Below are 12,316 nucleotides of genomic sequence, written 5' to 3' on the forward strand. Positions count from 1 at the left end.
CCACCACTCTCTCCGGAGGCAATGGCAGGGGCCATGCCTCCGGATGTTTGTTATCTGGCCCTCGGGCCTTTTCCTGTTTCAAGGGTGGCGTTACATGTCAGACTTTCTCCCCCAGCTGATACAACAGCTATTCAACGGGCTCTCACTCGGAGCCATTTACGCCCTGATCGCCATTGGCTACACCATGGTCTACGGCATCATCGGCATGATCAATTTCGCACACGGTGACATCTACATGATCGGGGCCTATATAGGCCTCGTGACGCTTTCGGCCATTGGCACGCAAAGCGGTCTGCCCATATGGGCCATCATCGGCCTGATGCTCGTGGTGGCCGTATTCGTAACCGGCGTCTACGGCCTGGTCGTTGAACAGGTGGCCTACAAGCCCGTGCGCCAGAGCCCGCGTCTGGTCGCGCTGATCTCGGCCATCGGCATGTCCATATTCCTGCAGAACTGGGTGGCTCTGGGCCAGGGCGCGCGCGATATGGCCGTGCCTTCGCTGCTGCCGGGCGCCATCAATTTCCACATGGGCAATTTCGAAGTCTTCATCCCCTATACCCGCGTGCTCATCATCGCGGTGACCGTGGTGCTGATGATTGCACTGACCATGTACATCAAGCATTCGCGCATGGGCCGTGCCTCGCGCGCCTGCGCTCAGGATATGCACATGGCCAATCTGCTGGGCATAGATACCAACAAGGTCATCTCCTTCACCTTTGTGCTGGGTGCCGTGCTGGCCGCCGTGGGCGGCGTGCTGATTGCGCTGGCTGTGGGCAAGCTCAACCCCTTCATCGGCTTCCTCGCCGGCATCAAGGCCTTCACGGCCGCCGTGCTGGGGGGCATAGGCTCCATCCCCGGCGCCATGCTGGGCGGTGTGATCCTGGGCGTAGCCGAGACCTTTGCAGCCGCCTACATCTCGTCGGAATACAAGGACATCGTGGCTTTCGGCCTGCTGGTGACCATATTGATGTTCCGCCCCTCGGGCCTGCTGGGCAAACCTGAAGTGGAGAAAGTCTGATGAAGTACAGCTTTTCCGCCGCTTTGCGCGATGCGCTGATCGCCACCGTGATGACGGCCATCGTCGTCACCCCCATCTTCAGCCTGCACCTGGAGCGCGCCGGCGTGCGCACCATCATCACCCCCGACTGGAGCATCACCGGCTGGGCCTGCCTTGCCATCTTCGTCGTGCAGATGCTCAAGCCCCTGCTCGCTGGCAAGCTGCCCAAGGTCAATCTGCCGGCAGTCCCGCAGATGAAGTCGGGCACACGCAACGTCGTCATCTTTGTGGTACTGATGATGGCCGCCTCCTGGCCATTCTTCGCAGGCCGCAATGCCGTCGACATCGCGACTCTGGCCATGATTTACGTCATGCTGGGCCTGGGTCTGAATGTGGTGGTCGGCTTTGCCGGCCTGCTGGACCTGGGCTTTGTGGGCTTCTATGCCGTGGGCGCCTACACCTATGCGCTGCTGTTCCACTGGGCTGGCTGGACGTTCTGGGAAGCGCTGCCGCTGGCTGGCGCAGCCTCGGCTCTGTTCGGCTTCGTGCTGGGCTTTCCCGTGCTGCGCCTGCGCGGCGACTATCTGGCCATCGTGACGCTGGGTTTCGGTGAGATCATCCGCCTGCTGCTGACCAATCTGACCAGCTTCACGGGCGGTCCCGACGGCATCTCCAGCATTCCCAAGCCTACGGTGCTGGGCCTGCCCATGACCCGCTCGCCCCTGACCGAGGACGGCACGACCTTTCATCAGTTCTTCGGTCTGGAGTTCAACTCCATGCACATGGTGATCTTCGTCTATCTGATGGCCCTGCTGCTGGCCATGGTGACGCTGTTCATCAGCAACCGCCTGATCCGCATGCCCATAGGCCGCGCCTGGGAAGCGCTGCGCGAGGATGAAATCGCCTGCCGTTCGCTGGGCCTCAACCCCATGAAGATCAAGCTCTCGGCCTTCACGCTGGGCGCCATGTTCGCGGGTTTCGGCGGCGCCTTCTTCGCCGCTCGCCAGGGCATCGTCAATCCCGAGTCCTTCACCTTCATCGAGTCGGCCCTGATTCTGGCCATTGTGGTGCTGGGTGGCATGGGCTCTCAGCTGGGCGTGATCGTGGCTGCCATCATCCTCACCGTACTGCCCGAGCTGGCACGCGAGTTCTCTGAATACCGCATGCTGATCTTCGGTCTGGTCATGATTTTGATGATGGTCTGGCGTCCCCAGGGCCTGCTGCCCATGAAGCGACACCAAGTGGAGGTGAAGTCATGAAGCTGCACCTGAACGCTATTATTTCAATAACTACAACCACAGGCAGGGCAAACGCATGAGCGAGTATTTGCTGGAAGTCAAAGACCTGTGCATGCGCTTCGGCGGCCTGCTGGCCGTGGACAACGTGGGCTTTAACGTACGCCCTCAGGAAGTGTTTGCCATCATCGGCCCCAACGGCGCGGGCAAGACCACGGTATTCAACTGCATCAGCGGTTTCTACCAGCCCTCGGGCGGCTCGGTCGTTCTGGACGGCCAGAGCATTGCAGGCCACAGCAGCCACCAGGTCGCCAACCACGGTGTGGTGCGCACATTCCAGAACGTGCGCCTGTTCAAGAGCATGACGGCGCTGGAAAACCTGCTGGTCGCACAGCACCGCCAGTCGCGCGCCACGCTGCTCGGCGGCCTGTTCAACACGCCAGGCTATCGCCGTGCCGAACAGGAAAAGATCGACAACGCGCTCCAATGGCTGGACGTGATGGGCCTGCGGCAGTTTGCCAACCGCGAGGCCGGCAATCTGGCCTACGGTCACCAGCGCCGGCTGGAGATTGCGCGCTGCATGATCACCAAGCCTCGCGTGCTGATGCTGGACGAGCCCGCCGCCGGCCTGAACCCGCAGGAGAAGAAAGACCTGCAGCATCTGATCGACGATCTGCGCAAACAGTACGGCGTGGCCGTGCTGCTGATCGAGCACGATATGGGCCTGGTCATGGGAGTGTCCGAGCGCATTCTGGTCATGGAATACGGCAAGCCCATCGCCATGGGCCTGCCCGAGGCGATTCGCAATGATGAACGGGTCATCAAGGCCTATCTGGGAGAGGCCTGATGAGCCAGCATATGTTGCAACTGGAGCAGGTCTCCACCCATTACGGCGCGATCTGCGCGGTCAATCATGTCAGCCTGCATGTCGATCAGGGCGAGATCGTCACCCTCATCGGCAGCAATGGTGCTGGCAAGACATCGCTTCTGATGACGGTCTGCGGCAACCCTCGTGCCAGCGGCGGGCGCATTCTGTTCGAGGGCGAGGACATCACCCAGATGTCAACCCATCACATCATGCGCCGCGGCATTGCCGTCTCGCCCGAAGGCCGTCGTGTCTTCAAGGACCTGACGGTGACCGAGAACCTGCAGATGGGCGGCTTTTTCCTGAGCAAGGCCGAGATCGCCGACGGCGTCGAGCATGTGTTCAAGCTCTTTCCTCGTTTGAAGGAGCGCGCAGCGCAACGCTCGGGCACCATGTCGGGCGGCGAGCAGCAGATGCTGGCCATAGGCCGCGCACTGATGAGCAAGCCGCGCCTGCTGTTGCTGGACGAACCCACACTGGGCCTGGCGCCGCTCATCATTGCGCAGATCTTCGAGATCATTCAGACCATCCGCGCAGCGGGTGTGACGGTGTTCCTGGTCGAGCAGAATGCCAACCGCGCCTTGCAGATTGCCGACCGAGGCTATGTGCTGGAAACCGGCAAGGTGGTGCTGGAGGACAGCGGTGTCAACCTGCTGAGCAATGACGAGGTGCGCAAGGCCTATCTGGGTCATTGACAGCTCGCTGACCTCATCTGAGGTCATTGCCAGGCCCCGCCGGACGCAAGTCTTGCGGGGCTTGCTCTTTTCTGTCTTCAATCAACCGTAAGATGCTTCGCATGACAAAGCATTTAACGATTCTGACCGGTGGCTCTCGCGGCATGGGCCTGTCCATGGGACAGCAGCTGCTGCAGCAAGGCCATCAGTTGCTGAGCATTGCCCGCAAGACCAGCGCCGCCCCAGCCTCCAGCGCCAGCAAGCCTGCACAGCTATTGCAATGGGAGCAGGACCTGGCACAAAGCGCTGCTGCTGCGCAGCGCCTGGCGACCTGGCTGGGCACGATAGATCCGCGTGAATGGGCCAGCATCACCTTGATCAACAATGCGGGCGTCATCCCGCAGATTGCGCCACTGTCCCAGGTGCCTTCAGCCGACATGATCAATGCCCTGCGCGTGGGTCTTGAGGCTCCCATGGCCCTGACCGGAGCCTTTCTCGGAGCAACCGAAAGCTGGCGGATTCCCCGCAAGGTGCTCAATATCTCCTCGGGCCTGGGCCGCCGCGCCATGGCCTCGCAAGCCAGCTATTGCACGGCCAAGGCCGGCATGGACCAGTTCAGCAGCTGCGTGGCGCTGGAAGAGGCGGCCAAGCCCAACGGCGCACGCATTGTGTCTCTGGCGCCAGGCGTCATCGACACCGATATGCAGGTACAACTGCGCAGCGCAGCTTCAACCGACTTCCCTGACGTGGGCCGTTTTGCTGGTCTGCACAGCAACGGGCAGCTGACCTCGGCCGATGACGCCGCAGCCCGCGTGCTGGCCTGGCTGGCACGACCGGACTTCGGCGACCAGGTGGTTGCCGACGTACGCCAGGCTTGAGATAGCACTCAGAGCGGCTGGACTCCAAAACATGGCTGCAACCGCCTTATCCAAACCAATGGCCAAAGGCACCTGCAGCTCTTGTTGCCGTGAACTACCGGACCCGAGCAAAAAATCTGGGAACAGACGCGGCCTATTCTCGAACCAAGCCCTGGCAAGTCTTTCATGCGTGGCAGAATGTTTCCACTGGTCTGCAGCAGCCTCCGAGGCTGTGCGCAGATCCACAATCCGCACCCGTGGGCCACATAGACAGCGACACCCGATCGGTACGCTGCCTCCGTGCTAGCAACGGCAGCAACCCTGTCGTGCAGCGCGTGCGGATGGCGATCATGTCCGTACGGCATGGCTCGCGCTCCCCGGTAAAGACAAATACCCATTGATGGCGGAACCACCGTCCCCGATCATCGAAAAGCCCACCTTCCGTGACTCTGGCTGCCGGGCTCAAGGCTCAGGCACCAGCAGCGACTGCGCCGCCCTTGTTTGCGGGCCAGCGCTCCCCCGTTCGTCTCTGGAGCTTCTTTTTCATGATTCGCCAAATTCTCATCAGCACAGCCGTGATCGCAAGCGCGGGCCTGAGCTTTTCAGCCGCTGCACAAGACCCCGCAGCCGACTACCCCAACAAGCCCGTGCGCATGGTCGTGCCGTTCCCACCTGGCGGCGGCACCGACATCCTCTCGCGCGTGATTGCCAGCAAGCTCACCGAAGTCAGCAAATGGACCGTGGTGCCCGACAACCGTGCGGGTGCAGGCGGCACCATCGGCATCACCGAAGCCGTCAAGGCAGCGCCCACGGGCTATGACATGGTGATGGGCCAGAAGGACAATGTGGTCCTTGGCCCCTACCTCTACAAGAACCTGCCCTGGAACCCCAGCAAGGATCTGACCCCTGTGGCTCATGTGGCCTACACCCCCATCGTGATCGCCACGGCCGCCAACTCGCCGTACAAGACGCTGGCCGACGTGGTGGCTGCAGCCAAGAAGAACCCGTCCAAGATCACCTACGGCTCGCCAGGCAACGGCACCAGCATCCACCTGGCCGGCGTGATGCTGGAAAAGGCCTCGGACATTCATCTGACTCACGTGCCCTATAAAGGCTCCAACCCCGCGATGATGGATGCACTGGCCGGCAATGTGGATCTGCTGGTGTCCTCCGTCCCCTCGGCCATAGCCCAGATCAAGGCCGGCAAGCTGCGCGCCATCGCCGTGACCTCGGCAAAGCGCTCGTCCTCGCTGCCAGACACCCCAACACTGGCCGAATCCGGTCTCAAGGGCTTTGATGTAAGTACCTGGTACGGCCTGTTCATGCCCAAGGGCACACCCGCAGCCATCGTGACCAAGGTCAATGTCGAAGTGAACAAGCTGCTGGCCATGCCCGAGGTGCGCGAGGCCATTCTGACCCAAGGCGCCGAGCCCCAGTCCATGAGCGCAGCTAGCTTCGACAAGATGTTCCAGACCGACTTCAAGCAGTCCAAACAGGTTGTCGAATCCTCGGGCGCCAAGATCGAATGACATCCCGACGCGGCGCGCAGGATTCGCGCCGCCCTGCCTGGCGCGGATAGACCTGATCTGAATCAATGCGGCATATGACAGGCTCGTGAATACTTCTCCGGAAACCCTTGAATTTCTGGAGAACATCATGGCATTGCTGGTCTGGGTCCCCGAACTGGACACCGGGATTGCGGAGATCGACCGGCAGCACCGCCGCATCGTCGATTACATCAACCGGCTTTACGAGTTGCGCAGCTCGCCAGATCGCGAAGGGCTGGGCGATGTCATCGGCGAGATGATCGACTACACCGTCTCGCACTTCGTCTTCGAGGAAAGCCTGATCGAGAGCGCCGGCTATATGTTCGCAGGGCCGCACAAAAAAGTGCACGAGCTGTTCACGCGCCGCGTGATCGAGATGCAGACCCGCTTCGATGCGGGTGAGGATGTGGCCGCCGAACTGCATGGCATGCTCTCGCGCTGGCTGTTCAACCACATCCGCAACGAAGACCATGGCTATGTGGACTCGGCCAAGGTCTATCTGCGCATGATGTCCAAAGAGAGCGGACACACGGCAGAAAAAGAACGACTCAAAGCGGAAGTGCTACAGGAGCTGGAATTGCAGCGCAAGAAAAAAGGCTGGCTGGCCCGGCTGCTCAGTCGCTGAGCACCCTTGCTCACAAGAAAAACGGCTCCCTGAGGAGCCGTTGCTTCATGGGGCAGCCGCCTCGCGCTCACTCGCGCACGACCAGCACCGGCACACGCACGGCGCCAAGCACGCGCTGCGTGACGCTGCCCAGCATCAGCTTCTCAAGGCCGCGTCGCCCCTGCGAGCCCATGACGACGAGATCGGCACCCACGCTTTCCATGGTGCGCACAATGCCTTCATGCACCGCATGGCCCTCGCCCACCAGCGTCTTCACGGGCACGCCTGCCTCATCCATGATGGCCTTGACCGCATCCAGGGCGGTGTTGGCTTCGGCGGTGGCCGCGCTCAGATACTGTGACTGGCCGTAGGCAAAGTCGGCGCCCACGCCGGTGAAAGGATAGGGATCGACCACATACACCGCCGTCACGGCGCTGCCGAAGACCTTGGAAAGCTCTGCGGCCTTGTGTGCCGCCAGCATGGAGGGCTTGGAGCCGTCGACCGGAACCAGAATGTGATTGAACATGGACATATGTTTCTCCTTTCAGGTTGCAGGCGACACGGGCCTCAAGCCAGAGGCCCGGGGCAGATGCCGCTCTTGAAATAGCGTTGAGTCTGCCCTCATCATGCCTCAGCGTGCTGACATGAATCAACCCTGAAGTTCACGCTGACTGAGGTCTGGCTCAGATACAGACATGGGCCGTCTGGTATTCGTAGCATTTGTCCAGCAGAGTGTCGGACTTGTCGGTGATCGTGATGCGAGTGCCGTCTGGGCGCAGCAGGGATACATTCTTGAAGGCTGGCTCATGGGGCTTGCTGGGCGCATCGCGGCGCACAGTCCATTCCTCCCGGACGATGCCGCCCGGCATGTCCAACATCACGACGATCCGCTCGGTATCGTCCGAGAGTCGAATGCACTTGGCATCATTGAGCTCGACCACGGCCCCGGCCGGCGCGGCCAGACCGTAAGGGCATTCCTCCACGCCGTGAATCGGTACAGAGGCATCGCCAAGGGTAATCTCAAGGCCATTGCGAAAGTAGATCGTGGGCTCCTTGGTGTAGGCCGCCTGCACCGGACGGTCTTGCGAAGGCTTGCAGGCCGCTACTGTGACAAGAGCGGTCAGCACTGAAATACTAAGGGCGTAAAAGCGATTCATATAAAAAACCACGCTCTGCAAGGCGTGGCGTTGGCCAGCTGATCTGGCTTGTTGGATGCAGGGAAGACTCGATGAGGCGAAAGCTTCGCCGCGACAAGCCTGCATCATGCAGTGTTGATGACGTCACTTTGACGTATTGAGCACGTTACAGTTTTGCTCAAATTTTCCGAACAGAGCCGTCCGGATCAATCAAGCAGCCTGACCCTGCTGCTCCTGAAGCTCGGCACCCTGGAAGTTGCCGCGGCGATAGGTCAGCACCAGGGTGTCGCGCACGCCGCCGTGCTCGACGGGTTGAATCGGCGTGGTCTCATGAATCATGCGCGCATCGTCGAGCAGCATCACCGACCAGGGCTCGGTCAGCGTGAAGCGCTGGCCGTTGGGACCGCTCGCCTCGAAGACGCGGGTCTCGCCCCCTTTGACGCCCTTGCGCCCCACCAGCAGTACGGCAACCAGGTCGACTCCGTCGCGGTGCGCACCTTCGGGCGTGGGCCGGCCGATACCGTCCGTGGTGTCGATGCGGAACTGGTGCGCCTCGACAAACCAGCGCTCATGCAGCTCGTCGGTGCAGAACACCTGATCGGCCAGTTGGCCCAGGGCATTGATCATCGCCAGCCAGGCCGCGCTGGTGGTGGTGCTGTCCTGCATGGGCTCGAACATGCGCTGCATGCCGCCATGCAGAGCGTTGTATTCCACGGGCTGCCAGTGGGCGCGATGAGGCACCTGCTGCACCTGATCGCCTTCGCTGACAAAGCAGGAATGGCGGCGGCGGCGATAGCGGCCTCCATCCTTGAGGAAGGCATCGGGCGGCAGACCCTGCCAGTCCGCATCCATGGCGTGCAGATCGGCCACACTCAGGCCCATCCACTGGGCGAAGTCCTCGGGCTGCAGCACGGCATAGCCGCGCGTGCGCAAGGACTGGGCTGCCTCGGCAGCGGCAATATAGGGAGGGGAAAACATGATGTGCGCCATAAGGTCGGCAAGCTTACTCCTCGCAGGCCCTGCTGGCTTGTGCCTCGGCATCAAAATTTACGCAAGGCAGCATCAACCAAATTGCATGGATGAAAAAATGCCTGCATCGCGCACAGCAATGCAGGCAGAACGCAAGGCGCCGGAATCGGGCACCGGGCCTTCATCACCACCGTGACGAAGGCCAGGCGGTCTGGGGCTTAAACCAGAGGCAGACCCACATAGTTCTCGGCCAGCGAGGTCGAGCCGGCTTCGGAGTGGACGATGTAGTCCAGCTCGGCTTCCTGTACCTTGGTGTTGAACTCGCCCTCACCGGGGAAGTTGTGCAGCATGGAAGTCATCCACCAGGAGAAGCGCTCGGCCTTCCAGACACGGCGCAGGCACTGCTCGGAGTAGCGGTCGATGCCGGCTTCGGACTGCTCCTTGTAGTACTCGACAAAGGCCTGCGACAGATAGCCCACGTCGGAAGCGGCCAGGTTCAGGCCCTTGGCGCCTGTGGGAGGCACGATGTGGGCGGCGTCGCCGGCCAGGAACATGCGGCCGAAGCGCATGGGCTCGGTCACAAAGCTGCGCAGCGGTGCAATGCTTTTTTCCAGCGAGGGGCCGGTCACCAGATTGGCGCGGGCTTCGGGGTCCAGGCGCTTCTTGAGCTCTTCCCAGAACGCTTCGTCGCTCCAGTCCTCGACCTTGTCGGTCAGCGGCACCTGCAGATAGTAGCGGCTACGCGTGGCGCTGCGCTGGCTGCACAGGGCAAAGCCGCGTTCGGTGTTGGCATAGATCAGCTCGTGCGACACGGGCGGCGTATCAGAGAGCAGGCCCAGCCAGCCGAAGGGATAGACCTTCTCGAAGGTCTTGATCTTGTCCTGAGGCGCGCTGGCGCGGCAGATGCCGTGAAAGCCGTCGCAGCCGGCGATGAAGTCGCATTCGATCTCGTGCACCTGGCCGTCTTTTTCGTAACGCACCTTGGGCTTGTCGCTCTCGAAGTCCACGGGCTGCACATGGCTGGCCTCGTAGACCGTGGTCAGGCCCTCCTGGGCGCGCACTTCCATCAGATCGCGGGTCACCTCGGTCTGACCATAGACCATCACGCGCTTGCCGCCGGTCAGGTCATGCAGATTGATGCGGTGGCGCTTGCCCTTGAACAGCAGCTCGATGCCGTCATGAGGCAGACCTTCCTCATTCATGCGCTTGTCGGCACCCGCCTGCTTGAGCAGATCCACCGTCACCTGCTCCAGCACGCCGGCGCGGATGCGGCCCAGCACATAGTCGGCGCTGCGCTGCTCGATGATGATGTTGTCGATGCCCGCCTTGTAGAGCAGTTGCCCCAGCAGCAACCCCGAGGGACCGGCACCGATGATGGCGACTTGTGTACGCATGAATATGACTCCTTGTTATGGCTCAAAAACCTCTCAACCGGCGAGCGTGACGACGCCGGTTGCGCTGTGCAGCAAGACTAAGTTTTGTGCTGCATCAAGACAAAGGAGAGAATCGATGTTTGCGCGATAATCGCACAATGAGAACGATGATCGCGCAAAAACAAGAACGGCGGCCCCTTGCATGAGTGACCCCGGCACCCCTTCCATCGCCCCGGCAGACTTCATTGCCGGCCTGGCCAAGGGCTTGGCTGTACTCGAGAGCTTCGACACCGAACGCCAGCGCCTGAATGCCACCATGGCCGCCGAGCGCGCAGGCATCACGCGCGCTGCCGCCAGGCGCCATCTGCTCACCCTGGCCTATCTCGGCTATCTGGAAACCGATGGCAGCTATTTCTGGCTGGCTCCCAAGGTGCTGCGCCTGTCGGGCAGCTATCTAGCCTCGGCCCGGCTGCCGCGCATCGTGCAACCCGTGCTGCACAGGCTGGCCGCGCAGACCGGGCTGTCCTACTCCTGCGTGGTGCGCGAGGGCCGCGAAGTCGTCATCGTCGCGCGCAGCGCCGTGCATGAAAAAGGCGAGCGTCTGATGGCCCACGGACTGCACCTGGGCACACGCCTTCCGGCGCATGCCACGTCCACCGGCCGGGTGCTGCTGGCCTCGCTCTCAAGCTCGGAGCTTGACGACTGGCTGGCCGCCTATGACCTGCCCAAGCTGACGGCACACACGGTTTCCGATGGTGCGGCGCTAAAGGCCTTGCTCGACGAGGTGCGCCGCCTCGACTACTGCATGGCGCTTGAGGAGCATGAACTGGCCATTCAGGCCGTGGCCGTGCCGCTGCGCAATATGCGCGGACGCACCGTGGCAGCGCTGAATGTGGTGACTTCAGCCAAACGCATGAGCCCGCAAACCATGCAGCAGGAAATACTGCCGTTGCTGCAGGAAGCCGCGAGAACCTTGCGCCCCCAGCTTTGACGCTATTAATATCAAAGCTTATTACGCTTGCCCTTCATCGATTTCAGATAAAAATAAGGTTGAAATCCATATTCAACAAGCACAACCAGCTCCCCTAACAAGAGCATGAACCAGCAGCGGCCATACCCCGGAGCAGGCCAGTCGTTCAGATATGCCCGCTCTCCACCGAGCACACCTGCATGCTGAGGCGGCGCAGCAGCTCGGCCGTGCGGCGCATCAGCGGCGTGGACTTCTTTTTGGCGGGCTGCACCAGGCACAAGGTGCTGACGATATGCGGCGACTTGATGGGCACTTCCACCAGCGCAGCATCCGTGGCATGACTGTGCATGGCGCTATCGGTCAGCGCCGCATAGCCATAGCCGCCGCGCACCAGATCGAGAATGGCGGGCACGCTGGAAACCTCCCAGACCACATTGAGCTTGACCTGAGACAGCGTGGCCTGGGCCTCCATCAGCTTGCGGAAAATCTGCCCGTGCTGGGGCATGATCAACGGGAACTCGGCCAGATGCTCGAACGGAATGCTGGTGCGCCCTGCCAGCGTGCTGGCCGGGCCGATCAGGCACAGGCGCTCTTCGAGCACGGGCGAGACCTCGATCTGCGGGTGCGGCTCCGGCGTGTAGACCAGGCCCAGATCCATGCGCCCCGAAGTCAGCCACTCCGAGATATTCATCGAAAAACCTTCGACCACCGCCAGCCTGGCCTTGGGCATTTCGCGACTGAAGCCGTCGATCAGGGGCAAGGTCAGGCGCCGCGCCAGGCTCGGCGGCAAGCCGACCGTGATACGCCCCACGGGCTCGTCGCGCTGACTGCCCAGGTCTTCCTTGGCCATGGCCACGCGCTGCATGATGGCGTGACCATGCTCGAGCAACCGGCGCCCCGCATCGGTCAGCGTCACGCCGCGCCCGGTGCGGATCAGCAGGGTCTCGCGCAACTCTGTTTCAAGGGCCCGCACCTGACGGCTGAGCGCCGGCTGGGCAGTGTCCAGCAGTACCGCAGCCTTGCTGAAGCTCCCCACTTCGGCCACCCGAACAAAGGTCTCTATCTGCTGCAGATTCATGCTCACACCTT

General features: G+C 61.8%; 13 protein-coding genes. 8 read left to right on the forward strand and 5 right to left on the reverse strand.

Annotated features, from left to right (window positions below; genetic code table 11):
- The first annotated feature begins 94 nt into the window (after positions 1–94).
- From livH to AAIL67_RS00355, 7 genes are all read left to right on the forward strand, one after another.
- Entirely contained in the window at positions 95–1,018 is a 924-nt protein-coding gene (gene livH, locus AAIL67_RS00325; protein WP_004340658.1) for a high-affinity branched-chain amino acid ABC transporter permease LivH, read from the forward strand.
- Positions 1,018–2,256: a high-affinity branched-chain amino acid ABC transporter permease LivM gene (locus tag AAIL67_RS00330; RefSeq protein ID WP_343483117.1), complete on the forward strand. Its 1,239-nt coding sequence runs from the start codon at positions 1,018–1,020 to the stop codon at positions 2,254–2,256. The genes livH and AAIL67_RS00330 overlap by 1 nt, the downstream gene beginning before the upstream one ends.
- A gap of 55 nt (positions 2,257–2,311) precedes the next feature.
- Complete coding sequence (gene livG, locus AAIL67_RS00335; protein WP_003079486.1) at positions 2,312–3,079, forward strand: high-affinity branched-chain amino acid ABC transporter ATP-binding protein LivG; 768 nt, start codon at positions 2,312–2,314, stop codon at positions 3,077–3,079.
- Positions 3,079–3,792, forward strand: coding sequence for an ABC transporter ATP-binding protein (locus AAIL67_RS00340; RefSeq protein ID WP_034395239.1), 714 nt, complete (start codon positions 3,079–3,081; stop codon positions 3,790–3,792). Before livG ends, AAIL67_RS00340 begins: the two co-directional genes overlap by 1 nt.
- 92 nt (positions 3,793–3,884) lie before the next feature.
- Positions 3,885–4,649, forward strand: a complete 765-nt coding sequence (locus AAIL67_RS00345) for an SDR family NAD(P)-dependent oxidoreductase (protein WP_343483118.1) — start codon at positions 3,885–3,887, stop codon at positions 4,647–4,649.
- A gap of 524 nt (positions 4,650–5,173) precedes the next feature.
- On the forward strand, positions 5,174–6,157 hold the full coding sequence (locus tag AAIL67_RS00350) for a tripartite tricarboxylate transporter substrate binding protein (protein WP_063661358.1): 984 nt from the start codon (positions 5,174–5,176) through the stop codon (positions 6,155–6,157).
- An 85-nt stretch (positions 6,158–6,242) separates the two neighbouring features.
- Entirely contained in the window at positions 6,243–6,800 is a 558-nt protein-coding gene (locus AAIL67_RS00355) for a bacteriohemerythrin (RefSeq protein WP_224650880.1), read from the forward strand.
- Positions 6,801–6,867: 67 nt separating this feature from the next.
- On the opposite strand, the gene AAIL67_RS00360 is transcribed toward AAIL67_RS00355, so the two are convergent.
- From AAIL67_RS00360 to pobA, 4 genes are all read right to left on the reverse strand, one after another.
- Complete coding sequence (locus AAIL67_RS00360; protein ID WP_034352575.1) at positions 6,868–7,305, reverse strand: universal stress protein; 438 nt, start codon at positions 7,303–7,305, stop codon at positions 6,868–6,870.
- Between the two features lie 157 nt (positions 7,306–7,462).
- Entirely contained in the window at positions 7,463–7,936 is a 474-nt protein-coding gene (locus tag AAIL67_RS00365; RefSeq protein WP_063661356.1) for a hypothetical protein, read from the reverse strand.
- A gap of 189 nt (positions 7,937–8,125) precedes the next feature.
- Positions 8,126–8,905 carry a 2OG-Fe dioxygenase family protein gene (locus tag AAIL67_RS00370; protein WP_034379651.1) on the reverse strand — a complete coding sequence of 260 codons (780 nt, stop codon included), beginning with the start codon at positions 8,903–8,905 and terminating at the stop codon, positions 8,126–8,128.
- 197 nt (positions 8,906–9,102) lie between these two features.
- The gene (gene pobA, locus AAIL67_RS00375) at positions 9,103–10,278 is read right to left on the reverse strand and encodes a 4-hydroxybenzoate 3-monooxygenase (protein WP_012838227.1); all 1,176 of its coding nucleotides are present in this window, start codon (positions 10,276–10,278) and stop codon (positions 9,103–9,105) included.
- A 181-nt stretch (positions 10,279–10,459) separates the two neighbouring features.
- Here pobA and AAIL67_RS00380 point away from each other — a divergent pair, with 181 nt between their 5' ends.
- Complete coding sequence (locus tag AAIL67_RS00380; protein WP_343483119.1) at positions 10,460–11,248, forward strand: IclR family transcriptional regulator C-terminal domain-containing protein; 789 nt, start codon at positions 10,460–10,462, stop codon at positions 11,246–11,248.
- 145 nt (positions 11,249–11,393) lie between these two features.
- Here the strand turns inward: AAIL67_RS00380 and AAIL67_RS00385 are convergent, their stop codons facing one another.
- Complete coding sequence (locus AAIL67_RS00385) at positions 11,394–12,305, reverse strand: LysR family transcriptional regulator (protein WP_034352381.1); 912 nt, start codon at positions 12,303–12,305, stop codon at positions 11,394–11,396.
- Positions 12,306–12,316 lie beyond the last annotated feature (11 nt).

Source organism: Comamonas sp. A7-5, from assembly GCF_039581385.1.
In the GTDB taxonomy this organism is placed as follows: Bacteria; Pseudomonadota; Gammaproteobacteria; order Burkholderiales; family Burkholderiaceae_C; genus Comamonas; species Comamonas thiooxydans.

What these genes read in the sequence shown, in the direction of transcription:
- livH (WP_004340658.1), top strand. Translation starts at nt 95, where the DNA reads ATGTCAGACTTTCTCCCCCAGCTGATACAACAGCTATTCAACGGGCTC.
- AAIL67_RS00330 (WP_343483117.1), top strand. Translation starts at nt 1,018, where the DNA reads ATGAAGTACAGCTTTTCCGCCGCTTTGCGCGATGCGCTGATCGCCACC.
- livG (WP_003079486.1), top strand. Translation starts at nt 2,312, where the DNA reads ATGAGCGAGTATTTGCTGGAAGTCAAAGACCTGTGCATGCGCTTCGGC.
- AAIL67_RS00340 (WP_034395239.1), top strand. Translation starts at nt 3,079, where the DNA reads ATGAGCCAGCATATGTTGCAACTGGAGCAGGTCTCCACCCATTACGGC.
- AAIL67_RS00345 (WP_343483118.1), top strand. Translation starts at nt 3,885, where the DNA reads ATGCTTCGCATGACAAAGCATTTAACGATTCTGACCGGTGGCTCTCGC.
- AAIL67_RS00350 (WP_063661358.1), top strand. Translation starts at nt 5,174, where the DNA reads ATGATTCGCCAAATTCTCATCAGCACAGCCGTGATCGCAAGCGCGGGC.
- AAIL67_RS00360 (WP_034352575.1), bottom strand. Translation starts at nt 7,305, where the DNA reads ATGTTCAATCACATTCTGGTTCCGGTCGACGGCTCCAAGCCCTCCATG.
- AAIL67_RS00365 (WP_063661356.1), bottom strand. Translation starts at nt 7,936, where the DNA reads ATGAATCGCTTTTACGCCCTTAGTATTTCAGTGCTGACCGCTCTTGTC.
- AAIL67_RS00370 (WP_034379651.1), bottom strand. Translation starts at nt 8,905, where the DNA reads ATGGCGCACATCATGTTTTCCCCTCCCTATATTGCCGCTGCCGAGGCA.
- pobA (WP_012838227.1), bottom strand. Translation starts at nt 10,278, where the DNA reads ATGCGTACACAAGTCGCCATCATCGGTGCCGGTCCCTCGGGGTTGCTG.
- AAIL67_RS00380 (WP_343483119.1), top strand. Translation starts at nt 10,460, where the DNA reads ATGAGTGACCCCGGCACCCCTTCCATCGCCCCGGCAGACTTCATTGCC.
- AAIL67_RS00385 (WP_034352381.1), bottom strand. Translation starts at nt 12,305, where the DNA reads ATGAATCTGCAGCAGATAGAGACCTTTGTTCGGGTGGCCGAAGTGGGG.